At 62.2% G+C, this 25,758-nt stretch carries 19 protein-coding genes; 17 read left to right on the top strand and 2 right to left on the bottom strand.

Annotation, left to right across the window (positions count from 1 at the left end; translation table 11 throughout):
• The first annotated feature begins 83 nt into the window (after window positions 1-83).
• The 6 genes from AAFG07_RS34470 (at window position 84) to AAFG07_RS34445 (ending at window position 10,511) form a co-directional block, all read left to right on the top strand.
• Entirely contained in the window at window positions 84-2,201 is a 2,118-nt protein-coding gene (locus tag AAFG07_RS34470; protein ID WP_342724144.1) for a ParB/RepB/Spo0J family partition protein, read from the top strand.
• Between the two features lie 183 nt (window positions 2,202-2,384).
• Window positions 2,385-6,707, top strand: a complete 4,323-nt coding sequence (locus AAFG07_RS34465) for a bifunctional class I SAM-dependent methyltransferase/DEAD/DEAH box helicase (protein ID WP_342729330.1) — start codon at window positions 2,385-2,387, stop codon at window positions 6,705-6,707.
• Window positions 6,707-7,765, top strand: coding sequence for a toprim domain-containing protein (locus tag AAFG07_RS34460; protein WP_342724143.1), 1,059 nt, complete (start codon window positions 6,707-6,709; stop codon window positions 7,763-7,765). The genes AAFG07_RS34465 and AAFG07_RS34460 overlap by 1 nt, the downstream gene beginning before the upstream one ends.
• Window positions 7,766-8,099: 334 nt before the next feature.
• Window positions 8,100-9,023 (top strand): DUF2493 domain-containing protein, encoded by a 924-nt coding sequence (locus AAFG07_RS34455; protein WP_342724142.1) that lies wholly within the window; start codon window positions 8,100-8,102, stop codon window positions 9,021-9,023.
• A 139-nt stretch (window positions 9,024-9,162) separates the two neighbouring features.
• Window positions 9,163-9,681: a hypothetical protein gene (locus tag AAFG07_RS34450; protein WP_342724141.1), complete on the top strand. Its 519-nt coding sequence runs from the start codon at window positions 9,163-9,165 to the stop codon at window positions 9,679-9,681.
• A 509-nt stretch (window positions 9,682-10,190) separates the two neighbouring features.
• The gene (locus AAFG07_RS34445; RefSeq protein WP_342709596.1) at window positions 10,191-10,511 is read left to right on the top strand and encodes a DUF736 domain-containing protein; all 321 of its coding nucleotides are present in this window, start codon (window positions 10,191-10,193) and stop codon (window positions 10,509-10,511) included.
• Window positions 10,512-11,026: 515 nt separating this feature from the next.
• Here the strand turns inward: AAFG07_RS34445 and AAFG07_RS34440 are convergent.
• Window positions 11,027-12,274, bottom strand: coding sequence for a HipA domain-containing protein (locus AAFG07_RS34440; protein WP_342724140.1), 1,248 nt, complete (start codon window positions 12,272-12,274; stop codon window positions 11,027-11,029).
• Complete coding sequence (locus AAFG07_RS34435) at window positions 12,267-12,602, bottom strand: helix-turn-helix transcriptional regulator (protein WP_342724139.1); 336 nt, start codon at window positions 12,600-12,602, stop codon at window positions 12,267-12,269. Before AAFG07_RS34435 ends, AAFG07_RS34440 begins: the two co-directional genes overlap by 8 nt.
• Before the next feature lie 486 nt (window positions 12,603-13,088).
• Between AAFG07_RS34435 and AAFG07_RS34430 the strand changes: the two genes are divergently transcribed.
• The 11 genes from AAFG07_RS34430 (at window position 13,089) to AAFG07_RS34380 (ending at window position 25,667) form a co-directional block, all read left to right on the top strand.
• Window positions 13,089-13,322, top strand: coding sequence for a hypothetical protein (locus AAFG07_RS34430; protein ID WP_342724138.1), 234 nt, complete (start codon window positions 13,089-13,091; stop codon window positions 13,320-13,322).
• A gap of 336 nt (window positions 13,323-13,658) precedes the next feature.
• Window positions 13,659-13,937 (top strand): helix-turn-helix domain-containing protein, encoded by a 279-nt coding sequence (locus tag AAFG07_RS34425; RefSeq protein ID WP_342724137.1) that lies wholly within the window; start codon window positions 13,659-13,661, stop codon window positions 13,935-13,937.
• Between the two features lie 2 nt (window positions 13,938-13,939).
• Window positions 13,940-14,842, top strand: coding sequence for a replication initiator protein A (locus AAFG07_RS34420; protein WP_342724136.1), 903 nt, complete (start codon window positions 13,940-13,942; stop codon window positions 14,840-14,842).
• 332 nt (window positions 14,843-15,174) lie between these two features.
• Complete coding sequence (locus AAFG07_RS34415) at window positions 15,175-15,639, top strand: DUF2840 domain-containing protein (protein WP_342724135.1); 465 nt, start codon at window positions 15,175-15,177, stop codon at window positions 15,637-15,639.
• A 50-nt stretch (window positions 15,640-15,689) separates the two neighbouring features.
• Window positions 15,690-16,145 (top strand): S26 family signal peptidase, encoded by a 456-nt coding sequence (locus AAFG07_RS34410; protein ID WP_342729329.1) that lies wholly within the window; start codon window positions 15,690-15,692, stop codon window positions 16,143-16,145.
• A gap of 2 nt (window positions 16,146-16,147) precedes the next feature.
• Entirely contained in the window at window positions 16,148-17,053 is a 906-nt protein-coding gene (locus AAFG07_RS34405; protein WP_342724134.1) for a lytic transglycosylase domain-containing protein, read from the top strand.
• Between the two features lie 242 nt (window positions 17,054-17,295).
• Window positions 17,296-19,023, top strand: coding sequence for a DUF3363 domain-containing protein (locus AAFG07_RS34400; RefSeq protein ID WP_342729328.1), 1,728 nt, complete (start codon window positions 17,296-17,298; stop codon window positions 19,021-19,023).
• 1,826 nt (window positions 19,024-20,849) lie between these two features.
• Window positions 20,850-22,826, top strand: a complete 1,977-nt coding sequence (locus tag AAFG07_RS34395; protein WP_342724133.1) for a conjugal transfer protein TraG — start codon at window positions 20,850-20,852, stop codon at window positions 22,824-22,826.
• A 10-nt stretch (window positions 22,827-22,836) separates the two neighbouring features.
• Complete coding sequence (locus AAFG07_RS34390; protein ID WP_342729327.1) at window positions 22,837-23,259, top strand: CopG family transcriptional regulator; 423 nt, start codon at window positions 22,837-22,839, stop codon at window positions 23,257-23,259.
• A 217-nt stretch (window positions 23,260-23,476) separates the two neighbouring features.
• A complete protein-coding gene (locus AAFG07_RS34385) occupies window positions 23,477-24,268 on the top strand; it encodes a hypothetical protein (protein WP_342724132.1) in 792 nt (263 codons plus the stop codon).
• An 82-nt stretch (window positions 24,269-24,350) separates the two neighbouring features.
• Window positions 24,351-25,667, top strand: a complete 1,317-nt coding sequence (locus tag AAFG07_RS34380; RefSeq protein WP_342724131.1) for an MFS transporter — start codon at window positions 24,351-24,353, stop codon at window positions 25,665-25,667.
• Window positions 25,668-25,758 lie beyond the last annotated feature (91 nt).

Genomic DNA, 25,758 nt, shown 5'->3' with positions numbered 1-25,758 from the left:
AGAGTGAGAGGGGAGCCGCGGTCTTTCGCGACGGGTTGGAGGCCGAGAGAGAGGCTCCCGGCCGCCCGTCGTGGAGAATCGACATGACGAAGTCTGTCCAGAAGATCACCCTGTCGCCCTCGCGCGACATTCCGTTCAACAAGCTGGTGCTCAGCCAGTCGAACGTTCGGAGCGTCAAGGCGGGGGTTTCGATCGAGCAACTCGCCGAAAGTATCGCGCAGCGTACGCTCCTGCAAAGTCTCAGCGTGCGAGCGGTTGTGGACAAGGAAGGCAATGAAACCGGCATGTTCGAGGTGCCGGCCGGCGGCAGGCGCTTTCGCGCGCTGGAACTTCTTGTGAAGCAAAAGCGCATGGCGAAGACGCAGGCCGTTCCTTGTGTCGTGCGTGAGGGGGGCATCGCTGAAGACGACTCGCTCGCCGAGAACGACGAGCGGATAGGGCTTCATCCGCTCGATCAGTTCCGAGCCTTCCAGACCTTGAGTGGCGTCGGGTTGTCCGAGGAGGATATCGCTGCTCGGCACTTCGTGACGCCGGCCGTCGTGAAGCAACGACTCCGGCTGGCGTCCGTGTCGCCAAAGCTGCACGACGTCTATGCCGAAGATGGCATGACCCTGGAGCAGCTCATGGCCTTCTCTGTTACAGCCGACCACGCCAGACAGGAGCAGGTCTGGGAGAACGTCAGCCGATCTGGCTATGACGAGCCCTATCAGATCCGGCGAATGCTGACCGAAAATGCCGTGCGCGCGTCCGATCGCCGCGCGCAGTTCGTTGGGCTGGATGCTTATGAGCAGGCTGGCGGCGGCGTTTTGCGGGACCTGTTCGAGCACGATAATGGCGGCTGGCTCCAAGACGTCGCCTTGCTCGACCGCCTGGTGACAGAAAAACTCAAGGCCGAAGCCGAGACGGTTGCCGCGGAAGGCTGGAAGTGGATCTCGGTGGCGCGCGATTTTCCCTACGGTCACACTGATGGTCTGCGAGAAATCGAGGGCAAACCTGTCGATCTCTCACCTGAGGAAAATGCCACCATCGACGCTCTCAACGCCGAGCACGCCAAGCTTGAATCCGATTACCAGCATGCCGATGAGTTGCCCGACGAGGTCGATCAGCGTCTCGGCGAAATCGAGGCGGCACTGATGGCGTTCGAAGATAGGTCGGTGCTCTACGATCCGGCGGAGATTGTCCGCGCTGGCGTCTTCGTCAGTATCGATTCCGAAGGACGCCTCTCAGTGGACCGCGGTTACGTCCGGCCAGAGGACGACCTTCCGGCAACCGATCCTGACGTCAGCCGGAGCGCCGATACGTCATCGACCGAGGGACGCGAGGTCGGTGCTTCCGGTCCGCGCACCGTGGTCTCGGTCGCGGGTAGCCCGGTCGAATCCGACGGGGATGATGACGATGTGACAAGGCCATTGCCCGATCGATTGATTACCGAGCTGACGGCGCATCGTACGCTGGCGTTGCGGGATGCGCTGGCAGAAAGTCCAGCGATCGCGTTCCAGGCAGTATTGCACAACTTCGTGCTGACGGCCTTTTACCGGTTCGCGTCATCCGGAAGCTGCCTTGAGATCGGACTTCGTACGCCGACCTTCCCCGCTCAAGCCCCGGGCCTGAGGGAAAGCGCGTCCGCGAAGGCCGTCGAGGCACGGCACGAGTCCTGGAAGGCACGATTGCCACAGGGCGAGAACGATCTCTGGGATGCGCTCACCGCCCTCGACGGTGATGCACAAGCGTCGCTGTTCGCTCATTGTGCGTCATTTGCGGTCAATGCCGTCCATGAGCCGGCCAACCGCACCAATCAGGGCCGCATCTCCGCCCATGGCGTTCAGACCCGTCTCGATCAGGCCGATGTGCTGGCGCGCGCCGTCGACTTCGACATGGTTCGAGCTGGCTGGAGACCGACCGTTGACAACTATCTCGGTCGGGTCACCAAGCCTCGCATTCTGGAGGCCGTGCGGGAAGCAAGGGACGAATCTTCTGCGCAGTTGATCGAGCACCTGAAGAAGGCCGACATGGCCAAGGAGGCCGAGCGTCTTCTCGATGGTTCGGGCTGGTTGCCGGAGCCGCTGCGTCTCACCGACGCTACCGTATCGCTGGCGGAAGAGGAGGGTGAAGCGGACCCGCTGCCCGAATTCCTTGGCGACGCCGAGAATCGGGAGAATGCCGGTGACGACGAGCCGGAACAGCTCGACGCGGCCGAGTGACATAAGAGAGCGGGATGGCTCCGGCCAGCCCGCAGTTGCTTGGGGACCGGTGTGCAGCGCCGGTCCCCATTCTTATGGCCGAGGGCTCAGAGGGAGAGCCGGGCCGGGAGGGGTTTGAGCCGTCGGGATCAAGGAGAGCGCCTGATGGTTCGCCCATTCCCGCTCTCCGAAAGAAATCCTGCCATGCCCGAATCTCTCGCCGGCGGCGCCTCCGCCGCACCGCTCTCGATGCGTGCCGCTGCAAGCATCACCTCCGCCGCCATCAGGGCCGCCCGACAGCTCTTGAACGAGCTGGAACGCGGCCGGCGCATCGAAGCCGGCGTCCTGCGCCGCGCAATGGAGGCTGCCTTCGGCGCCTCAGACGCGGCCGGCGCCTGGAATTGGAAGACCGCCTATGACGTCTGCGAGGCGGCAACCGTTCTGTTCCTTCGCAAGTTTGGCCCGGCCATGCGCGCCAAGGCTGGCTCGACGGCCGCGATGCTGCCAATGCTCACGAAAATCGTGAGCTGCCTGCCGACACATGCGCGCCGTTCCGAAGATAGTCAGGCGTTTCAGCAATTCTCAACGCCGATCCCGCTCGGGCTGGCCGCATGCACCGCGGCCGGCATTACGTCCGGCGACCGCGTTCTGGAGCCCTCTGCGGGGACGGGCTTGCTCGCCATCTTTGCCGAGCTCGCGGGCGGCGCTCTGACGTTGAACGAGTTGGCCGAGTCCCGTGCGCGGCTGCTCGATCATCTCTTCGCCAACGGTAAAGTCACCCGGTTCGACGCGGCCCAGATCGATGATCATCTCGATGCGAGTGTCGTACCGAGCGTCGTCCTGATGAATCCGCCGTTCTCGGCGATGCCAAATGTCGACCAACGGATGGCGGACGCGGCTCTCCGGCACATCGGGTCAGCCTTGGCTCGCCTTTGCGACGGCGGACGTCTCGTCGCCATCACCGGGGCAACCTTCGCGCCGGACAATCCGGCATGGCGAGACGCCTTTGTTCGGCTTCAGGACCGTGGGCGGGTGGTGCTTTCTGCCGCGATCGACGGCGCCGTCTACGCCAGGCACGGAACTCAGACGGACACAAGGCTGCTGGTGATCGATAAGCTGCCTGCCTCAGATCCGAAGGTCTTTCCCGCCTCGAAAGGCAACGCAGGCGATGTCGCCACCTTGCTTGATTGGGTGACCCAGCATGTGCCTCCGCGGGAGCCTGTCTCCACGCCGGTTCTGGTTGACGTCATTAAGCGCCCTGCGATGTCACGATCGGCTGGTGCCTTTGCACCACGCTCATCGTCCACCTCCGAAGGCACAGCACCAGAACGCGTAGAGCTTGCGTACGAAACGATCGAATGGTCGCCGCCGGAAGGCGCCCGCCTGACCGATGCGCTTTATGAGGAATATGCGTTGCAGTCGATTCGTATTCCCGGATCGTGCATCCATCCGACCAAGCTCGTGCAGTCCGCGGCGATGGCCTCCGTTGCGCCGCCGAAACCGTCCTATCGTCCGCACCTATCTCCGGGGCTGCTGGCAGATGGAGTTCTGTCGGACGCCCAGCTCGAGAGCATCATCTATGCTGGCGAAGCGCATTCCGAGTTTCTCACGGGCTCCTGGACAGTCGACCCGACGTTTGACGTTGTAGCGGCCGCGCGCGACGACGCCGAGAATGCCGTCCGCTTTCGCCGCGGCTGGTTTCTCGGCGATGGCACCGGGGCGGGCAAGGGGCGGCAGGTCGCCGGCATCCTGCTCGACAATTGGCTCAAGGGCCGCCGCCGCGCGGTCTGGATCAGCAAATCCGACAAGCTGATCGAAGATGCGCAGCGCGACTGGTCGGCACTCGGCATGGAGCGCCTGCTTGTTACGCCCTTGTCGCGGTTTCGCCAGGGCACCCCGATTCGGCTTTCGGAAGGTATCCTTTTTGCCACCTACGCTACGCTGCGAACCGACGAGCGTGGCGACAGGCTTTCGCGTGTCAGGCAGATCGCTGAATGGTTGGGCTCCGACTTCGACGGAGTGGTCGTCTTCGACGAGAGCCATGCCATGCAAAATGCGGTCGGCGGCAAGGGCGAGCGCGGTGACCAGGCGGCCTCTCAGCAGGGACGCGCAGGCCTGAGGCTCCAGTACGCCTTGCCGAACGCGCGCGTTCTTTATGTATCGGCCACGGGCGCCACCTCGGTGCACAACCTCGCTTATGCCCAACGCCTCGGCCTCTGGGGCGGCACCGATTTCCCGTTCGCCACGCGGGCCGAGTTCGTCGAAGCGATCGAGGATGGTGGTGTCGCGGCCATGGAGGTGCTGGCGCGCGATCTCAAGGCGCTTGGGCTCTACGCGGCCCGCTCGCTCTCTTACGAGGGCGTCGTGTACGATCTCGTCGAGCACCAGCTGACACCGGAGCAGGTTCGCATCTACGACGCCTATGCCGATGCGTTCGGCATCATCCACAACAACCTCGACGCGGCGATGCGGGCCGCCAACATCACCGGCGAAACCGGAACGCTCAACGGGCAGGCGAAATCGGCAGCGCGATCCGCTTTCGAAAGCGCCAAGCAGCGTTTCTTCGGTCATCTTCTGACTTCGATGAAGACGCCCTCGCTGGTCCGCTCGATCGAGCGCGATCTCGCAGCGGGCCATGCGGTCGTCATCCAGATCGTCTCAACGGGCGAGGCGCTGATGGAGCGCCGGCTCGCTGAGATCCCGACCGAAGACTGGGGCGACGTCCAGGTTGACATTACCCCTCGCGAGTATGTGCTCGACTATCTCGCCCATTCCTTCCCGGTTCAGCTCTACGAGCCTTTCACCGACTCGGAGGGCAATCTCTGTTCCCGGCCTGTCTACCGTGACGGCCAGCCGGTCGAGAGTCGAGAAGCTGTCGCCCGCCGTGACCGTCTGATCGAGAAGCTCGCTTCGCTGCCGCCGGTACCCGGCGCGCTCGACCAGGTCGTGCAGCGGTTCGGCGCCGACATGGTCGCCGAAGTGACCGGCCGCTCGCGACGCGTCGTCCGCAAGGGCGACCGGCTCGTGGTCGAAAACCGCGCCGGTTCGGCCAACCTCGCCGAGACCTCGGCCTTCATGGATGATGTGAAGCGCATTCTCGTGTTCTCCGACGCAGGCGGCACGGGAAGGAGCTATCACGCCGAACTGTCGGCCCGAAACCGTCGCCTGCGCGTCCATTATCTGCTTGAGCCCGGCTGGAAGGCCGACGCCGCGATCCAGGGGCTCGGCCGGACCAACCGGACCAACCAGGCGCAGCCGCCGCTGTTTCGTCCCATCGCAACCGACGTGAAGGCCGAAAAGCGCTTTCTCAGCACCATTGCCCGCCGGCTCGACACGCTAGGTGCCATCACCCGCGGTCAGCGCCAGACCGGGGGGCAGGGCCTGTTCCGGCCGGAGGACAATCTCGAAAGCCCGTACGGGCGCGATGCGTTGCGCCAACTCTACACGCTGCTGGTGCGGGGCAAGGTCGAAGGATGTTCGCTCGAAAGGTTTGAGGATGCCACCGGCCTTAAGCTGACCGATGCCAATGGGCTCAGGGATGATCTGCCGCCGATCACGACCTTCCTGAACAGATTGCTCGCGCTTACCGTTGAGCTTCAGAATATCCTGTTCACCGTTTTCGAGCAGCTCCTGACCGCTCGGATCGAGGGTGCGGTTGCGTCCGGCGCCTATGATGTCGGGCTGGAAACTCTCCGCGCCGAGAGCTTTGTCGTTACCGACCGGCGGACGATCTATATCCATCCGGCTACCTGCGCCGAGGCCCGGCTGCTCACGATCATCCAGCGTCAGCGGAACCATCCTATGCGGCTGGATGACGCTCTCGATCGTCTTTCCGATCGCTGTGCTGTCCTGCTGGTCAATGAGCGGTCGGCGCGCGCCGCCGTGCAGGTCCCGGCGGCCAGCGTGATGCTCGACGACGGTGACATCGAACAGCGCGTTCGCCTGATCCGGCCGATGGAGCAGCACACGGTCCCTCTGGGCATAATGACGGAAAGCCACTGGGCCCAGGCGGACCATCAATGCTTTGCCGCGGCCTGGCTAGCGGAGCTTGCCGAGATTCCCGAGTTCACGGAAAGCACGCTCCATGTCGTGGCGGGCCTGCTGTTACCCATCTGGAAGCGGCTGCCGAACGAATCGACCCGCGTCTATCGGCTTCAGACTGATGCCGGCGAACGCATCATCGGTCGCAAGGTTTCGGCTAGCTGGGTCGCAAATCTCCTTGCTGCGCAGGCGCCCGCGCTGACGCCCAACGCTGCCTTTGCCGCGCTGATGGAGGGACGGACCGTCATTGATCTCGCGGAAGGACTTAAGCTTCGCCGCGTTCGGGTCATGGGCGCGTACCGCATCGAGCTGTCGGGATTCAACGATACGATGCGCGATCGCCTCCGGGCTTACGGCCTCTTTGGGGAGATCATTTCCTGGAAGCTGCGGATGTTCGTGCCCGCGGACGGGAAGGGCGTCGAGATCCTTTCGAACGTGCTCGGCACCTATCCTGTTGCGCGCATCAGTGATCGGGAGGCCGCGTGATGTCTCGCGATGCTTCCGAACTGGCACGCCGGCTTGCGCGCGAGGCCGAGGCGGTGTGTCGACACTATCTCTCCAACGGCAAGCGGGCGGGGCGGTACTGGGTGGTCGGCGACGTCCACAACACCCCGGGCCGTTCATTGTTCGTGCGGCTCCTGGAATCGCCGAAGGGCGCCGCCGGCAAGTGGACCGATGCCGCAACCGGGGAGCATGGCGATCTCCTCGACATCATCCGCGAATGCCGGAGTTTCCGCGATTTCCGCGAGGTCGCCGAGGAAGCGCGGCGGTTTCTGAAACTGCCTCGTTGCGAGCAGAAATCGGCCCCGAAACCCATGCGTTCGCGTGCGTCGACTGGATCGCAGCAAGCCGCCCGACGGCTCTTTGCGATGTCGCGCCCAATCGACGGAACGGTAGTTGAAAGGTATTTGCGGCGTCGCGGAATAGCCCGCATCCACCATGGCGGAAGTCTCCGCTTCCATCCTCGTTGCTACTATCGGCCGGACGAGCATTTGCCGGCCGAAACCTGGCCGGCGATGATCGCCTGCGTCACAGACCTCGCTGGACGGATCACTGGTGTGCACCGTACCTGGCTTGACCCGGCCGGGTTTGATCGCGTGCGGCTCGGCAAGGCTCCGATCGACACGCCACGACGCGCCATGGGCGACCTGCTCGGCAACGCCGTTCGCTTCGGCGTGGTGGACGACGTGCTCGCGGCCGGCGAGGGTATCGAGACGATGCTATCGCTGCGTTACGCATTGCCGGCCTTGCCCGTGGCTGCAGCGCTGTCGGCCAATCACCTTTCAGCCATGTTGCTGCCGTCGGGCCTGCGTCGGCTCTACATCGCCCGCGATGCCGACGCCGCCGGAGATGCTGTGCAGGCAACCCTCACCCGGCGTGCGCAAGACGCCGGCATCGAAGCGGTCGTACTATCGCCCCGGCTGGGGGACTTCAACGAAGATCTGCACATCTGCGGTCTTGAGAGCCTCCGAGCGGCGTTGTGGCTTCAACTCGTACCAGAGGACGTCGTCCGCTTCCTGCATTGGTGGACAGTGGTCGCGTAATAGCTCCGGCATTTCGACGTCGTCGTTGTCGGTCGCGAGAGGATCAATGCCGGAAGAGGACACGACCTCGGCCTTCTAGAGGGCGATCGGACGGCAGGCGGGTGCGGGCCGGCAATGGCTGCGCCCGGCTATTTTCCGCCGCGCGCCGGCGATGAGAAGACACATTATTCTTTCTGGCCCGCGCGCTTTGCATCGCGAAGCAAAATAGCCGGGCTGCGCCATCCTCCGCTGCCGCTTCGGCCCTATCGGGTTCTGGCCCGTTCCGCCCGCCGTCTGAGTGATCGCCACGAAGGCCGCGATGGGCGCGGCCGCTTCCGGCAAAGGATTCCCCGCCATGACCGACCGTGACGACATCGAACCGCCGCATGCCGCATCTCAAACCGATCACGTTCTCGCCGAGCTACAACTCTACGGCTATCGCCCCTTCGACGACCAACCAGATCCACGGCCCCTTCCCGAGGGCCGGATCATCGCCGGCGCCGTCGCGGACATCTTTGATGCCCTGGTTGCCACGTTGAGCGATACTCGGCTTGAGCCGGACCTTGACGATCTGCTCTGGTCGACCGTCAACCTGTTCCATCGCGCTGTCGACCGCATCGGTCGCCAGCTCGACGACAACGAACAGGCGCAGCGCAAGAGCCAGCTTGAGCAAAACGGCTCCGAGGTGCAATCGGTCGGACTCGAGCGCCTGACGGCCGAAGGTCTCACGCTCATCGAGCGTCGCAACTGCCTGGAACTGTTCCGCGACCAGGCCCTGGAACGCTTTGAAACTCACACGGGCTCGTCCTGGCGTCCCCGATCGGGATCGCTGGTGAACCACCGCACGATGACCGCAGCGATGATTGATTCCCGTGACTTCATCGCCGCCAGGCGCCGCGCCGAGACCGAGGTCATGTTACCTCCAGGACCGAAGATTGCACTCACCGGGGGGCTTGATTTCAACGATCACAACCTGATCTGGGATCGCCTCGACAAGGTCCACGCCAAACATCCCGACATGGTTCTGCTTCATGGCGGCTCCCCGAAAGGCGCTGAACTGATCGCCTCCAAATGGGCGAACAATCGCAAAGTGCCTCAAATCGCCTTCAAGCCCGACTGGACGAAACATGCCAAGGCCGCACCCTTCAAGCGCAACGACGCGATGCTCGAACTCCTGCCGATTGGCGTCATGCATTTTCCGGGTACGGGAATCCAGGACAACCTCGCCGACAAGGCCAAGCGGCTCGGCATCCCTGTCTGGAGGTTCGGCGGCGCGTGAGCGCCGCCTGCTCGCCCTTGGCATCAAAGCGGAGTTGCAGGCGCCGCAACTCCGCCTCGTTTCGGCTCTAAGAGCGGATTTGCGCCATGGTGGTGGTGGAAGGCGCGATGGGTAAATCCATGCACATGGAGCCACCACCATGCTCGCCTTTGGGCTTGTTCTCAACACACTCGGAATCGGTTTGTTCTGCTGGGCGATCTTCGCGCTCGCGGTGCATGCCCTGCCGTTCTTTCTTGCGCTGAGTATCGGGACGACGGCATTACAAGGCGGCGCCGGCGTGGCCGGCGCATTGCTTATCGGTACAGCCGGCGGCGCGATGGCGCTTGTCTTCGGTCAGGCCGCCGTCGCCAGCACTCGATCCTTGACCTTGCGTTTCGCTATCGCGAGCGCATTCGCAGTTCCAGCCGCTGTTGCCGGCTACCATGTTGTGTCGGCCCTGTCCCAGATCGGGGTGCCTTCGCTGGCCTGGCGGGAGGTGTTTGCTTGCCTGGGGGCGCTTTACATCGGCGGCGCGTCGTGGGTGCGCTTGACCGCATTTACGGAGTCCGGCGCGTTCGAGCAGGCCGGGCTGGTGGGCAGGCCCTCACGACCAATTCTTACGGGCGCCAGGCGCGGGGATGATCGCTCGCCGCCTTCATCATCGAACAGGTTGGCATAGATCGGCGCATTGAAACGAGGGATGATCGGGACCTGAACGGGGTGGGGCAGTCCTCTTCGAAGCGCTTCCACCAACCGCAAGCATTTCGGCTAGCCCACTCAGCCGCGGCGGAGCCGCGTGTCTTGGTTATTCCTCGGAGACAATACCGCCCTTTGCTGCAGATTGTTTCTTTTTCTGCCGGATTTCGTTCGGGCCTCTTGCTCAGCACAACCGAGCTACGCCACGTTCTCCCGAGATTGCGGTTGAGCACGCGGACGCACGTGGCCTCGTTGATGGCTGGATCTGGCCAAAGACCGGCTTCGCCTCGATCGTCTGAGCCGCAACGCCGTTGATGCGACTTTCTTCCCCTGGGCTGCGCCCATTCCTCGCGAGACAAGAAAGTCGCCACAACGGCGTCCTCCGCTGCGCTCCGGCCCGCAACAGCGGGTGCGTCGCCGATCGTCCTTGGCCTCTAGATCGCCATCGAGGCCGCGGTGGTCGCGGGCTCGAAACACAACAGGAGAAGTGACATGGCTAACATCGGTTCTTTCAAGAAGGTCGGCAACGATTTCCAGGGCGAGATCATCACCCTGAGCCTGCAGGCCAAGGGCGTCCGCATCGTCGCCGAGACCAACCGCTCCAACGACAACGCTCCCAGTCACCGCATCTATGTGGGCCGCGCGGAAATCGGGGCCGCCTGGGCGAAGCGCTCCGAAGAAGGACGCGACTACCTCTCACTCAAGCTCGACGATCCCTCGTTCAACGCACCGATCTACGCCAACCTGTTCGACGATGAAGGTGGCGAGGGCTACAACCTGCTCTGGTCGCGGCCGCGCAAGAGCGGCGAGTGACACACCATCAAAGCCCCGCCCGCGCAACTCGGGCGGGGCTCCTTCTTCAGCCAACAGCAAGGCGGCGCGCCAGACGATCAATCTAAAGTCCACGACGGCGATGGTTTTCGCTTTAGGCTTTGGGCCGGCTGCAAAATTTTCACCAGGCGAGATAAGGTCGACATGGCTAGCATCTAACGCACTGGCGAGTTCGGACAAGGTCACCACCGCCGGATTGCGTCGTCCACGCTCCAAACCGCCGATATAATGCTGAGTAAAGCCGGAGCCTCGGCGAATTTTCCTGCGTGAAGCGCTTCTGCTTCCGTAGCCAAGTGAAATTCTCGGCCTACCAACTTGAGCATGTGACTCCAGTGAGCGCCAGTCGAACTCTGATGTGCGTGATCTCAGACAAACTGCGGCACAATGTCGGTGACGCTTTCGAGTCTGAGATCGACAATAGCTCGTAGGGGGCTCGCCGGTGTCGTAAGCGACAGGACTTGCCGCTGGTGGATCAAAGCTGTGAAGGAACGTTCTGGTCATAGCGCCAGCGCTCGCCGAAGATCGTCGTGCTCAAACGCGCTTGCCATGCGGTTGATCTCGGCCGGCCGGGCGCCGATTGCCTTGGCGATGTTGCGCCATGTGGCGGTGACCGTTGCGACCTCCCTTATGATCGTCCGGGCCTGCGCCAGTGTCAGCCCGAAGTACGTTGACGCGGCCTCAAGCAGGTCGAGCGAGCAGGTGCCTTCGTCCAGATCGATGTTTGTGGTCAGCACGCGCGCCTTCACATCGGTTGGCACGGGATTGAGATCATAAGCCGGAGACAGTGACCATCCGGCCTTTCCCAGCCAGAGGAAGCCGTGATTGCGCAGGTGGTCGTCGACATTGGAGATCAGCACGTTGAAGACGACGCGCCGATAGAGGGCATGGGCGTCGGTCTTTCCCTGCGCGCCATGCTGTGCGAGAGCGTCGACAATCTCCGGATAGCTGCCATGCTCGCCGTCCTTGGCGCCCATCATCGCCATCGCGGACAGGAAGGGGATGCGGGTCGCACCGTCACGATCGAAGCGTCGCGATAGCATGACCGCCTTGCCGGCCACTTCGATGAGTTCGTGTTGCGGGGTGGCGATGCCGGCCTGGCCGGCCAGTTGCAGCGCGATCTCCTCCCAGGTCTCCATGCTGTAGTCGTCGGTCTCTTTTGGAAACTTGGCGATGGAGAGGTTGCCGTGCTGGTCGATGACCGATGCCTTTGGCCGTGCGCCGCCAAGGGAGGAGCCGGGCGCGAAGATGACCTGAAGGTCTTCGTCCGTTTCCTCGTCCCGGAGAATGCGCTCGGTGATCTGGAGAAGCCGGGCGAGTTCGATTAGGGCCGGTACGCCGCCGCGGATCGGCGCCTGAAAGGTGTCTTCGCCGACCCAGCGGAATCGGAGTGCGCCGAGCCGCGTCTCGTCGGGGACGCCGAGCAGGTAATCGCTTTCAGCAAGCGTGCGGACGGCACGGCCTGCGCGGTCGGCGAGGCGGCGTTCGGCGCGCTGCATGAGACGGCGGCCCCAGGTATCGGGCGCGGAGTCGCCGATGGCGCCGAAAGTCGCGAGGCCGGCAGCGGGAACGAAGGTGCCGCGCGTCAGGGCGAGGGCTGGCTCCAGCGAGAACCGGTCAGCGTCGTCGAGCCATGAGCCGTCATACTCGAAAAGGATGGTCTCCGCGCCGCGAACGCGATTGCTCCTCGCCAGTCCGATAGGACGCGTGTGGCCGCCCAGATCGATATGCACCTCGAAGTCAGCCATCTCGTGAGGCTCGGGTCTTGCGTTTGAGGTGGACATGCTTGGGCAATTCGGCGGTGGCCAGCGCCTGTCCGATGCTGTCGTTGCTGATGTCGGCGATCTTGCTCAGACCATCGAGCAGACCAAGCGCCTGAAGGACGCCCGCATAGATGCCAATGCTCACGTTGGTGTCCCCAGCCTCGACTCTTTGCAGGGTCGAGCGCGACGTGAAGGCGCGCTCGGCCACCACCGCCATCGGCAGCCGCCGGCGCCGGCGGGCATCGTGGATGTCCGCGCCGAGCTTGCGCATGGCTCGCCGAACGGCGGCAGGGGGATTGTGTGGGGTTGGCATTTGTCACCTTCGCACTACAGATTTGGCGATTATGTAGCACGAAGATTACAATATCTCCAGGGGGCCGTGCGGTTAACAAAATCGTAATTCTATCCCATCTGACCCTCTGTCCTTGATCGGTGGCGGGAAACCGGGGAAAAAATCGACGGCTCTTGGACGCGGGCGGACGCCTCAATGCACCTTTGGCGCCGAGGCGGCCGTCGGTTTCGTGTCCAAGGCTGTGGAGCGGCGCTGGCGGCAGGTGCACACCGCTGACACAGGCACAAAGCCAGTGTTCCGGCCTGTTGACCTCCGTTTCCAAGAGGTCATCCGCAAGGTTGAGGTCGTGTTTCATCCCGACGAGGAAGGGCGCGACCGCGGGCTGGAGGATCTGAGCGACGGCCAACGTTCGTTGTTCCATCTCGCGATGACCCCGCGACCCTCGACATCGAAGGCCGGATCGCCGACGGCTCCGCCAGGGCTGCATTCCAGGCCGGTGGCATCCCGTTGCCGGTCCTGACCCTCATCGCGGTCGAAGAACCCGAGAACAATCTCGCCCCCTTTTATCTGTCGCGCATCGTGCTCCAAATCGAGGAGCCGAGCGTTGCCGGGCGGGAGCAGGCTTTCATATCGAGCCGTTCGGCGAGCATCATCGCCCGCGTTGATCCCGGCCCGGTCCGGTACTTTCGGCCGGAGCCCGCCGACCGAACCGCGCGCATAATAGGGCATTCGGCTACCTGAGAATGACGAAGACGCCGCCAAGTTCGTGCGGGAAGCCGTCCGCACGTACTCCGAACTTTCTTACGAGCGGTTCGTCATTCTCGGTGAGGCGCGTCAGAAGAGGTGGTGTTGCCGCGCCTTCGCATGGCGTTTGACAGCTGGTGCAGTCCGGCCGTGCGCTGGTGCCCGGCGGCCATCGCGCATTGTTTCGGCCAATATCTCGCAAGAGATAGGGCAGGGGTACCGAAAAGCGTCCCCGCATGTTCGGCATCCCCCTAAGGGCTTCTGCTCCGCCATCGTGACCGCCGCCACGCAAGTCCATTCGCTTGCGCTCCAGACGATCACTGAGGCTCGAAAATGCTCGACCCGAACGCCGGCTTGCCGCCGCGATACCTACGAACTCCCGAAGCTGCGCGCTTTCTGGGTCTGTCAGGCCGGACGCTTGAAAAACACCGCACCTACGGCACGGGCCCGACCTACCGCAAGCTCGGCGGCCGCGTTGTCTATTCGCTTGAGGATCTCAAAGCGTGGGTTGACCGCGGAGCCAAGACGTCGACGAGCGATCCAGGCGCAGGATCGGTGTTGCCGGCCAAACGCCACACACCCATTCCGTATGCAGGCAAGGAGCGACGTTGACCATGTCGGACGGCAACTTGTCTCCTCACAGAAAGCGCTACTCGGAGCGCGACCAACTCGATCTGTTCCGTACCATTCCCGGCGACCTGGCGCCCCGCGATGCGCAAGATCTGATGGCTTACCCGTTCTTCTCGTTGGCAAAGTCAAAACGCGTTGTGCCGATCGCCTTCCAGGCAGGAACCATCGCGATCCGAGTCGAGGCAGTGCCTGAACATGGCATGGCGACCATCTGGGACGCGGACGTTCTGATCTGGGCTGCGTCACAGGTGGTCGAGGCCCGCGACGCCGGTCTGAAGACATCGCGGCTGATGGCCGCTACGCCATATGAGATCCTGACATTCGTCGGTCGCGGCACTAGCGTGCGCGACTACGACCGCCTCAAAGCTGCACTCGATCGGCTACAATCGACCACCGTATTGACGTCAATCCGTCAGCCAACGGAACGACGAGCGCATCGTTTTTCGTGGATCAATGAATGGAAAGAGACAGCCGATGTGCACGGCCAGCCCCGCGGACTGGAGCTGATACTGCCCGACTGGTTTTATACCGGCGTTCTTAATGACGCGCTCGTCCTGACCATCGACCGCGCATATTTCGATTTGACTGGGGGATTGGAACGGTGGCTCTACCGTCTCGTGCGCAAGCACGGCGGCCGTCAAAGTGGTGGCTGGAGCTTTGATCTCGCGCACCTGCACGCCAAGTCGGGTACCCTTTCGCCGCTCAAGCACTTCGCTTACGATCTGCATCAGATCGTTCGTCGCCAAACCTTGCCGGGGTATCAGCTTCTCATCACAAACGACCCGAATGGCGGAGAGCGACTGAACTTCGCTCCGGCTTCCGGGGAGCCGCTCACCCGACGATTGCACAAGCGCCGCGCCCTCTCCAGAGCGGTGGATAGGCTGTGAATCTCCTCGTGCTATCAGGGACCAGAACCCTCGTGCCATCGGGGACCGGACCCTCGTGCTATTGGGGACTAAAAGCGCGGCTAAACCATTGCCACGCGGATACTTCGCGCCGCCGTAACTCTGCTAACCGGGAATCCTTCGGATTCTTTCTAACGGATCTGTGCCCATCGGCTCTAACCGTGAGACCTGATGCGGGCGCTCCACAGCGCCGATGCCCCCGCATTCTTCCCCACGATCGCTCTGCCATTCGCAAAACGGCACCTGCGATGCGCCGGCGGCTGAGCATCGACTTCTTTCTTTCATACCTCTCTCGACCAAGCGGAGGCCGCCAGGTGAGCAACCACACCACTGTTGAGCTGTTGTGGCTCGAGAAGCGCATCGAGAACCGGGTCCGGTTTGGCCGTGCCGCTTCGGAGAAGATCATTGACGGTCATCGGCGCGTCCTTTCGTTTGCGCCCGGCAGCATCTTCGCATTCGTGCGTTGGACGTCGAATGACTTTGGGGCGGTGCTGTCTCGGATCGACATTTTGCGCGCGGTCGCACCGGGACAGCGATACTCGACAGTTCCTTGCATCAACCCCGGCGGCGACAGCCTTCTACGGCTATCTGGCTGGCCCAAAGTCGAGCACGTGCTGCACTTGATCGAGGCCATGGAAGCGCTCGGCATTAATCCAGCCGACGCCGCTCCCGAATATTGGCATCACGTGCACAACCGCGTGTCTGTCAACGAAAACCCGCGGACATACACCCGCTCGCGCCACCAAGCCTGGCTTAATCGGCGAAGGATAGCACTCTGATGCGGCGGCCCGCTACGATTTTGGCAGCGATCGGGGCTGTGGCTCTCATCATGTCGGCGGGTCAACAGACCACGCCAGTCTACATCTGGAACGCGTCCGAAAGCGTTCCGATCGGGCTCTATCGTTTGCAAGAACTCCGCTCGCTGCGGGTCACCGAGCTTGTGGCTGCTCGTCCGCCGGAGCCTTTGGCCAGCTTTCTTGATTTCAACGGCTATTTGCCGAGCGGGGTTCCGATGCTGAAGCGCGTGTTGGCGCTGCCGGGGCAAACAGTCTGCAGAACCGGGCTCACCATTGCCGTCGACAATATCGAGGTGGGTCGCGCACGCGAGCGTGATGGCCGCGGACGACCACTACCGGTCTGGCAGGGCTGCCGCGTCATCGCCCAAGACGAAGTGTTTCTCATGAACTGGCAGTCCACAGCCTCACTCGATGGCCGCTATTTCGGGCCAATCGCGCGATCCGCAGTGATTGGGCAGGCGCTTCCGGTGTGGACCGGTGAGGAGTGATCATGTCCAACTTCCTCGATTGGTCTGTCATCAAGCTGTTTTGCTCGTGCCAATACTCATCCTTCGTTCCGGCGATATCGACAACGATCGACAGGCCCGACCGGCCCGACCGGTACTCTCGCATGTCGCAAGATCGAATCAAAATCGCTTTCTGCCCGAAGACAAAGCGTCGGTTGCCGTCTTTAATTATTGTTTGCTGTCTCGGCGCCCTTCTGAGGGGCGGACTGCCCTGGGCCGGCGGCGCGGAACCCGCATCACGTGCACAAGCGAGGCGCCTGTCGAATCCGGCTTCCATCACACCATACACATCCTCGATCGTCGAAGCCTCGCATCGATGTGGAATCCCGGAACACTGGATCGAGGAAGTTATCGAGATCGAGAGCGGTGGCAAACCGAATGCCATATCGGCGCGCGGAGCCCTCGGATTGATGCAGATCATGCCGCAGACTTGGGTCGAGCTGAGCGTTCGATATGGTCTCGGCCTAGATCCGTTTGATCCGCACGACAACATTCTTGCCGGTACGGCATACCTTCGCGAGATGCTGAATCGATTCGGATCAGCAGGTTTTCTTGCGGCCTACAATGCAGGACCGAAGCGGTATGAAGAGCACCTGGCACTGGGGCGACCGCTTCCGGATGAAACACAAGCCTACGTCCAGCGTCTTGCACCGTTGCTTGGCATAGATCAACTGGAGCGTGGCAGCGCGGTTATCACACGAATAGTCGACTGGCGACAGGCGACCGTGTTTGTTCGTCGATCCGACAGTTCGTTCGTTAACGGCTCATCCACATCGGTTGAGCAATCACTGAGCTTGCCCAAAGACACGCCTCGCGCACACGCAACCGCATTTCTACCTCGCGCGGCGGATCTGTTTGTGCGTCGTTCAGGCGAGCGACAGTCGCGATGACAGTAATCGCATGTCCTCGCATGCTGTCGAAAGTACTCGCAGCTTTGAGCGCGGTGGCCACTAGGGAAGGACCAGGCGACGGGGGAGGGCAGGATAAAAGCCGCAAGGTGCGGCCGGTCGGTCGGGCATGGAACACCAGCAAATTCCAGTGCTGCTGCGAACATTGCGAATATCGCGCGCAATTTTCCTATTTGAATAACGCGCTGGTCTCGCTCAGCTTTCGACACCCTGAGGAGCACTACATGACTGGTGACGACGATTTCCGCATCCGTCCGGGCCGCATCCGCTCCACGCGTGCGCCGCGGACAAGACCGTTTCTGGCGCAGGCGCTCAAGGCTGCCCAGAAGGCTGGCGGTATTTCGCAAGGTGCCAGCAGCCGTGGCGGCAAGTTTGGGCGCGGCCGTGCGGCGAGCCTTGCCGCCAACCGTCTGCTCAACAGCAGGACCCGCGGGGTTATGGTAAAGGCGCGTGTGGTCCGCCGGATGCGCTCGCCGGGCGCGCTGCGAGCTCATATTGGCTATCTTCAGCGCGACGGGGTTACCCGGGACGGGGCACGCGGCAAACTGTTTGACGCGGCGGGAGATGATGCCGACGGTCGTACTTTCGCCGACCGATGTGAAGGTGATCGGCATCATTTCCGGTTCATCGTCTCGCCCGACGATGCCGGTAAACTCGCCAATCTGCGCGACTTTACCCGCGAGCTCATGGACCAGGCCTCGCAGGACCTTGGCACTCGGCTAGACTGGGTTGCCATCGATCACTGGAACACCGAGCACCCGCATATCCACATTCTGGTGCGGGGGCAGGCGGATGACGGAAAGGACCTCGTCATTAGCCGTGAGTATGTCTCAACGGGATTACGGGCACGCGCTGGCGAGCTCGTTACCCGCGAGCTTGGTCTGCGCTCGGAGCTCGAGATCCGCCGCCAGCTCGAAGCGGATTTGACGGCCGAACGTCTCACCAGGCTCGATCGCGGACTCGCCCGGGAAGCGGGGGCTGCCGACGGGGTCATCGATTTGAGGCCGAGCCGGGATGCCGGCCTCGACCCACTGCGGGAGTTTCGGATCGGCCGGATGCGGACGCTGGAACGGCTGGGCCTGGCCGAGCCTGCCGGGCCCGCTCGCTGGGTGCTCGCTCCCAACGCCGAGACTCGATTGCGCGCGCTCGGCGAGCGCGGCGACATCATCAAGCGGCTACACAAGAGCCTCGCGAAGGATGGCGCGGCACGCCCACCATCATCCTGGGCGCTCGAAGGCGAGCGCCACGCCGAGCCCGTCATCGGTCGTCTCATCGCTCGGGGACACGACGACGAGCTTAGGGGCTCAGCGTTTGCCATCGTCGACGGTATTGACGGACGCGTGCATCACCTGAAACTTTCCAGCATCGAAGCGACTGGCGATGGACCGATCGGCGGCCTTGTGGAACTCCGGCGCTTCGAAGACGGGCATGGCCGAGCACGGATCGCGCTTGCAGTGCGCTCCGAGCTCACTGTTGACCAGCAGGTCGCGGCGGAAGGCGCGACCTGGCTCGACCGGCAGCTCGTGGCGCGCGACTCTGCCCGGCTTTCGCGCGCCGGCTTTGGTTCCGAGGTGCGACATGCGCTTGATCGGCGCATCGACATACTAGCAGGGCAGGGGCTCGCACGCCGGTCGGGAGACAAGGTGACGCTCGGCCGCAACTTGATCGAGACGCTTCGCGGCCGCGAACTCGAAGCAGTAGGCCGGCGCTTAGCCGCCGAAACCGGACTGGCGCATTTGCCTGCCGATGCAGGCGAATCCGTTTCGGGGATCTATCGTCACAGGCTGTCGCTTGCCTCAGGCCGATTTGCCATGATCGACAACGGCCTCGGCTTTCAGCTCGTGCCCTGGATACCGACGCTAGAGCGCGAACTGGGGCGCCAGGTGAACGGCATCGCCGGTCCTGCCGGCGTAGATTGGAGCTTCGGTCGGAAACGCGGGCTCTCGCTGTGATCCATCGATCTCCCTCAGACTGCGATATCGGATGTGCGTCCGGTTGTGCCCGCATTCATGCAACAAGGAGCGGCCAGTGCTCCGTGATGCAAGTTGGGCCGGCGTTCGAGCTGCCGGGCAACGACCAAAGGCAAACCTTGGCGACCTCTCCTTGAGCCACTACAGCCGACACAGCTTTTGAGAGAGAAGATGTGCATCGATGACGGGGCGGGCCGCACAACAAGCCGTGCCTGCTCACTCCACCGGCTTTATTGTTCCGATCTTCGGCTCGACGTCCACGCGTTCGATCTGCGGACGACGAAACATATGCCACAAGCCAAGCTGTACTTGCACGATCGCTCGTGTAATCGAACAGGGCCAGCCGGTGCTCAGTATGTCGCCGCTTAAAAGCGCCTAACTGCATCAAAGCGACCACAAAGCTCGCGCAAGCGCGCTGTTCCGGCATCCGTCACGAGGGAGACTTCTGCCTGCCCGCCGCATGCCGACACTGCGTTTAAGCACGACCCAGCCTTTTCTCAAGGCGCGCTCCTTGCCAGTAAGTCGGTTTAGATGGAGCGTGCAGGGTCGCGACCAGTTGCCCCAAGTCTGGGATGCCACTGGCGTCGGGGTGAGGATCGCCGTTGTTTAGCAACGTTGAACCAGCCATGTGGGTCTCGTTGTCGTATCCGACCGCTCACGTCAGGGGCGACGGACATCTCGGCACGAAGGAAGCTCTCGCAGCGTCGGGGCCAGGTTGTTGAAGACGCGACCGGCCGAGCCCATTGGGCAATTGCGGCCACACGCCGGGTCTTAACCCGGCCCGCCAAGATCGGGCGAACGTGGCACCTGAACGCAGGATTTAAGCGTCAACGTGCCGTCAAATGCATCAATCCGGATGAAATATTCGTTAGGAGATACAGATCTTGAGGCACTGCTTGAGTCGCAACCGGATTGAGCGACTGAAGGGGCACTGTTGGACGGTCGATGTCGAAGACGTGCATACGCGGCATCGAAGATCGAGTTCGTTTGGAGATGATGAAACAACTGAGGCAGATGTCAGCACCCGCGATTGAAGCCGCCGTCCTGGATAGACAGGCCAATAGAAACCGCTGGCAGCTCATCGACCGGGTCGTTGCTTGGATACGCCGCTCAACTGTGAGCCGGGCTCGAGCAATAGAGAGAGCTCCTGCGTCCTATCGGATACGAAAAGACATCGGGTTGGCCCGAGATAACCCGAAACCAATATCGGACCGAATGGACGAGATGAGAAGAAGGCATTGCGGCTGGCTTTAGTCGCCCCAACTGGATTTGCAATCTATCACTTCTGCCTTCCAGCGATCAATGCCGGCCACGCACGGACCTGCAAATTGATCTCGCGCTGTAGCTTCGGCGTGATGGGAGCTTGCGCAATTTAGAGCTGCTATGCCAGCGCGATTGCTCAAGGTAAACGGGCTCCGGCGGCGACTTTCAGTTAGGGCTTGATACGATCACGTCAACTGGACAACCGCACCGATTCAACGGACTATCTCAGCGGTCCGCGTAGCTATAACCACCGGCACCAAATGTGCGATCCGATCGCCGTTCTCGCGCAGATATTGCAAGAATGCGGCAAGGTCGCCGTGCGAGCTTGAGCATCGTGCCGGCGCAATACGATGCGAGATCATCGAGGCTTGGGATCAATTCGATTGTGCTCTACAACGCATCATCGTCCCACCGCATGGAGCCTCGGGAACGGCGGGCAATCCGTTCGCAGACCCACCGAATCACGCGCCAGGACGCGCGCGCGTGCGATGCGCGGGCGGGCTTAGTTGTGCAAAGGCCAAGGATGCTATCCACATCTCCAATCCATGTCCGCAACCAAGATCATTTGGCATCAAGTCATCCTGGTCTGTCTCGTCGTGCTCGCGTTCCTCTGGGCGGCAACCGAATGGACAGCGTGGCGACTTGCCTTTCAGCCACAGCTTGGACCCGCCTGGTTCAACCTTGGGCATTGGCCGATCTACCAGCCGACCGCCTTCTTCCCTTGGTGGTTCAAATTCGATGCTTACGCGCCAATAATATTCCTTGAGGGCGGCGCCATCGCCGCCAGTGGTGGCCTCGCGGCAATCGCACTCGCGATGATGCTCTCCGTTCTGCGCGCACACGAGGCGAGAAACGTCACCACGTACGGCTCGGCACGCTGGGCGGATGCACGCGAGGTGAGGCGGGCCGGACTTTTGGGGCCTGATGGCGTGATACTCGGCCGCTTCGAGGACAGTTATCTGCGGCATGACGGGCCCGAGCACGTGCTCTGCTTTGCCCCCACACGCTCCGGCAAAGGCGTTGGCCTTGTCATACCGACACTTTTGACATGGCCCGCCTCCACAATTGTCCACGACATCAAGGGTGAAAACTACCAGTTGACCTCTGGCTGGCGCTCGCGCATCGGGCCGGTGTTGTTATTCGATCCGACCGATCCAGCCAGTGCCGCATACAACCCCCTTCTCGAAATTCGCCGTGGCGACTGCGAAGTGCGAGACGCTCAGAATATTGCGGATATTCTTGTCGATCCGGAAGGGGCACTCGAACGCCGGAATCATTGGGAAAAGACCAGCCACTCTCTCCTTGTCGGTGCGATCCTGCATGTCCTCTACGCCGAGGCCGACAAGACCCTCGCCGGTGTCGCCAATTTCCTTTCGGATCCATCCCGTTCGATCGACGTCACTCTCAACGCAATGCTGGCGACACCGCATCTTAAAACCAGCGTTCATCCCGTCGTTGCCTCAGCCGCGCGCGAGCTTCTCAACAAGAGCGAGAACGAGCGCTCGGGCGTACTCTCAACCGCGATGAGTTTCCTCGGCCTCTACCGAGATCCCGTGGTCGCGAAAATCACCGCGCGCAGTGACTGGCGAATCCGCGACCTGGTGGACGGTGTGCAGCCCGTCTCACTCTACCTCGTCGTGCCCCCCTCCGACATCGTTCGGACCAAACCGTTGATGCGGCTCATCCTCAATCAGATCGGCCGAAGATTGACCGAGAGCCTGGATGGCGAGCGACGCGGACAAAAGCTTCTGCTGATGTTGGATGAGTTCGCCGCGCTGGGCCGGCTCGACTTCTTTGAGAGCCAGCTGGCCTTCATGGCCGGGTATGGCATCCGCGGCTTCCTCATCACCCAGAGCCTCAATCAGCTCGAACGCGCCTATGGTCAAAATCACGCGATCCTCGACAATTGCCACGTTCGGATCGCCTTCTCGACCAATGATGAGCGCACCGCCAAACGCGTGTCGGATGCGCTCGGGACGGCGACCGAGCTCAGGGCGATGAAAAACTATGCGGGGCACAGATTGAGCCCGTGGCTTGGACATCTGATGGTGAGCCGTCAGGAGACCTCTCGCCAGTTGCTGACGCCGGGCGAGGTCATGCAGCTCTCACCTAAAGAAGCGATTGTGATGGTCTCCGGCTTGCATCCTGTACGCGCCACCAAGGTCCGTTACTATGAGGATCCGCAGTTTCAGCAGCGCCTGTTGCAGCCGCCGCGAGCTCAACTGAGTAGCATTCCCGCACGAGCGGATGATTGGTCAGCCCGCAGCCCAATTGCGCCTTCAACCCATCTCCTGTCGAGGCGCAAGCACGGGAGCGACGACCCGAATGGAGGTCTTCGCCGCGAACCGGAACTGCCTCAGCATCAGGAGATCGAGGTCAAGGCACCTGTCGCCGACCACGAGTTCGATGCCGACCTCGACGAGGCCGATGCTGATGACGTCCATGCCCAAGCCGTGACTGAACCGATGCAGCGCGTGGCAAGGACCGCCAGTCTCGACCCGGATGATGGGATTGACCTCTGAGCGCACCAAAATGAAAAAAATCCAGCTCAGCATCTACCTCGACCCAGAGACGTTCAAAACTCTCGATGCGTTCGCAAAGCATCGTGGGCAGCCCAAGTCGCTGGTTGCGGAAGCTGCCATCGCTTCGTTCCTTGGTCCTGATGATTCCGACCGGCGAGAGGCGGTGATCGCAAAACGCCTGGACCGGGTCACGCGGGTTCTTGAGCGACTGGAACGCAATGACAGCATCACGCTTGAGACGGTTGCGCTCTTCATCCGATTCTGGCTGACCTCGACCCCGGCGCTTCCGGAGCATTCGGGCCCGGCCGCACGCGCCAAAGGGGCCGAACGCTATGATCGTTTCGTTGAGGCCCTGGGAAGGCGTCTTTCAAGCGGCTCGACCGTCCTGAAAGAGGTGAGCGTCGATTTGCACGCCCCTGAGAAAGCCGAGTAGAGCGTGTGCCGACGGACGGGCGATGTTGCGGCGCCGCCCATTGAAATGACGGACCTGCAATTGCGCAAGGGAACGACGGGCTGTGCAAACCCGGAAGCTGGCCCAAGCATCATGATTTCGGCCGACCAATAGACCGCTCTCGCATCCCCCTTCAATCAGGGCGCCATTTCTTTTCTTCGCTACGCCAGGCCACGAAAGGTGGTTCAGTGCCGTTGAAGTGACGTCCGACCTGCTTCTTCTTCCTCCCGCCGTCGCTCCGGGCGATTCAGCGGCTTCGATCGGATCCACGTCGCGGCCGAAACGCCGTCGCGTGGCCTGGTACGGCCGCAATGCAAGAAAGTGGAATATGCAAGGCAATGGAGACCTCGAAACGCAGCCCAGCTCGGGCCTGAACGGTGACGGGTCGGATGCTCTGCCGAATCTGAGCGAAGCGCCGCGGACTAGAAAGATAACCGTTCAGCTCTCCGAGAGCATGTTCGAGCGACTGGACGCTGCAACCAGCCGCCCGGGGCTCGGTAAAAGCATGATCGTCGAGACAGCGCTGGAGCGCTTCTTTAATCCTGCGCCACCTGCCGAAAGGCTGGTCCAGGAGGAGCTGGACCGGATGATTGGTCAGATGACCAGGCTCGAACATGCGATCGCAACCATTGCCGAAACAGTCGCCCTGCACGCGCGCTATCAGCTCACCGTGACGCCGCCCATGCCGCAATCCCAGCAGGGCGAGGCTTGCCTGCTTGGCGAGCGGCGCTTCAAGATTCTGGTCGAGCAGGTCGAGCGGCGGGTACGGCTCCGACAACCGTTGATACAGGAGACGATCGATCGGCTCGGCAGGGCCGGTCGAGCTGCCCATGAGGCTCCCAGCGGCACGTCAAAGATTGGGACGCAAGAACAACAGGATTCGAAAGGACTGTCCACGACCGCCGCTGAGGAAATATCCAAGCCAAATGCTGCCGCCGGGGAGGGCGGCAGCACGGCGAGCTTTCGGAACCTGCCCAACTCGTTTTGCTGAGCCAGCTGGGCCGGCTGTCACCCGTGCGCTAGAGCATAGCCCGACGCCGGTATTGCCCGAAAACATATTTGGGCCGCTTCCAATGTGGAGGCTCATAGCGTGCGCTTTTCTTCCTTTTGCGGCCGGATACTACCTTGCGTACCTGTTCCGAACGATCAACACGCTGATTGCTGGCCGCCTCGCTTTCGATCTTGGGCTTGGCGCTGCCGAGATGGGCTTGCTCACGTCAGTCTATTTCCTAGTGGTTATGGCAGCGCAGATTCCGATCGGTATGTGTCTCGACCGCTTCGGACCGCGACGGGTGCAGGGCGCGCTCTTGGCCGTCGCCGCAGCGGGGGCCGCGCTCTTCGCACTATCGACGGGATTCCTATCGCTTCTCATCGCTCGCGCGATGATCGGACTTGGGAGCGCCGCGTCCCTGATGTCTGGCCTCAAAATCATCGTCCTCTGGTTTCCAAAAGAACGGATGGCCGTGATAAATGGCTTTATGATCATGCTGGGATCGTTCGGGGCGGTCACAGCGACAGCTCCTGCCGAGGTGGTTCTGGACCGTTTCGGCTGGAGGGGGCTGTTCGGAGCGCTCGCAGCCGTGACTGCGCTTGCCGCAGTTTTAATTCATGTCGTGGTTCCTGAACGACGCACAAGGCCACAGCCCAGCAGCAAGTCCGTCAGCCTGAGAACCGTCTATTCGGATGCCTGGTTCTGGCGAATTGCGCCGTTATCGGCGACTTGCATCGGATCGGCCTGGGCACTGCAGTCCTTGTGGGCGGCACCCTGGCTTTGCGATGTGGAACGGCTGAATCGAGCTAGACTCGTCAATGAATTGTTCCTGATGGCGGTCGCTCTGAGTTTCAGTGCATTAGGCCTGGGCGTGCTTGCAAACTGGGTGCGCCATCGCGGTAAGAAGACGGAAGCCGTCCTTGCTGCCGTGGCAGTGATGTTGATTGGAGCCGAGCTTGTGCTGATCCTGCATCCACCCTGGCCGTCGCTGCTGCCATGGTTCGTGGTGTCGGTCGCTGGATCGGCTACGGCTCTGACCTACGCCATCATAGGAGATTATTTCCCGACCCACCTCGTTGCACGCGCGAATGGCGCCCTGAACGTCCTGCAATTTGGCTGGGCATTCGTTGTGCAGTACGGGACGGGACTGATTCTCGAGCATTGGCCTCTTGAGGCTGGGCATTATCCCTTGATTGCCTACCAGGTCGCGTTCGGAGTGAACATGTTGCTGCAGCTTGCAGCGCTCGTCTGGTTTTCCGTCCCGCCGCTTGGTGGCCGGAAACGGAAGGCCGAGGCTCCTGCCATAAGCCTGGCAGCGGGCGGCCGGAGCTCGGTTGAGGTCGTTGTTCCAGCGGCCGATCTCGTCCTGCTGGAGGGGGATGAACATGCTGAGTGGTGAGGCCTGCCTGTTGACGGGCTGATCTCCTGGACCTTCATTCTGTGGCGCGTCGGAAGCATTCTTTCCGGATCTTTCTTCTTCTACGCCAGGC

The sequence above is a fragment of the Bradyrhizobium sp. B097 genome (assembly GCF_038957035.1).
GTDB lineage: Bacteria > Pseudomonadota > Alphaproteobacteria > Rhizobiales > Xanthobacteraceae > Bradyrhizobium.
The sequence above is the reverse complement of the archived record's forward strand: the minus strand, read 5'-3'. Positions and strand labels throughout refer to the sequence as shown.

Bases quoted from the DNA above. Each gene is read 5' to 3' on its own strand.
- AAFG07_RS34470 (WP_342724144.1), top strand. From the start codon at position 84: ATGACGAAGTCTGTCCAGAAGATCACCCTGTCGCCCTCGCGCGACATT.
- AAFG07_RS34465 (WP_342729330.1), top strand. From the start codon at position 2,385: ATGCCCGAATCTCTCGCCGGCGGCGCCTCCGCCGCACCGCTCTCGATG.
- AAFG07_RS34460 (WP_342724143.1), top strand. From the start codon at position 6,707: ATGTCTCGCGATGCTTCCGAACTGGCACGCCGGCTTGCGCGCGAGGCC.
- AAFG07_RS34455 (WP_342724142.1), top strand. From the start codon at position 8,100: ATGACCGACCGTGACGACATCGAACCGCCGCATGCCGCATCTCAAACC.
- AAFG07_RS34450 (WP_342724141.1), top strand. From the start codon at position 9,163: ATGCTCGCCTTTGGGCTTGTTCTCAACACACTCGGAATCGGTTTGTTC.
- AAFG07_RS34445 (WP_342709596.1), top strand. From the start codon at position 10,191: ATGGCTAACATCGGTTCTTTCAAGAAGGTCGGCAACGATTTCCAGGGC.
- AAFG07_RS34440 (WP_342724140.1), bottom strand. From the start codon at position 12,274: ATGGCTGACTTCGAGGTGCATATCGATCTGGGCGGCCACACGCGTCCT.
- AAFG07_RS34435 (WP_342724139.1), bottom strand. From the start codon at position 12,602: ATGCCAACCCCACACAATCCCCCTGCCGCCGTTCGGCGAGCCATGCGC.
- AAFG07_RS34425 (WP_342724137.1), top strand. From the start codon at position 13,659: ATGCTCGACCCGAACGCCGGCTTGCCGCCGCGATACCTACGAACTCCC.
- AAFG07_RS34420 (WP_342724136.1), top strand. From the start codon at position 13,940: ATGTCGGACGGCAACTTGTCTCCTCACAGAAAGCGCTACTCGGAGCGC.
- AAFG07_RS34410 (WP_342729329.1), top strand. From the start codon at position 15,690: ATGTCGGCGGGTCAACAGACCACGCCAGTCTACATCTGGAACGCGTCC.
- AAFG07_RS34405 (WP_342724134.1), top strand. From the start codon at position 16,148: ATGTCCAACTTCCTCGATTGGTCTGTCATCAAGCTGTTTTGCTCGTGC.
- AAFG07_RS34400 (WP_342729328.1), top strand. From the start codon at position 17,296: ATGACTGGTGACGACGATTTCCGCATCCGTCCGGGCCGCATCCGCTCC.
- AAFG07_RS34395 (WP_342724133.1), top strand. From the start codon at position 20,850: ATGTCCGCAACCAAGATCATTTGGCATCAAGTCATCCTGGTCTGTCTC.
- AAFG07_RS34390 (WP_342729327.1), top strand. From the start codon at position 22,837: ATGAAAAAAATCCAGCTCAGCATCTACCTCGACCCAGAGACGTTCAAA.
- AAFG07_RS34380 (WP_342724131.1), top strand. From the start codon at position 24,351: ATGTGGAGGCTCATAGCGTGCGCTTTTCTTCCTTTTGCGGCCGGATAC.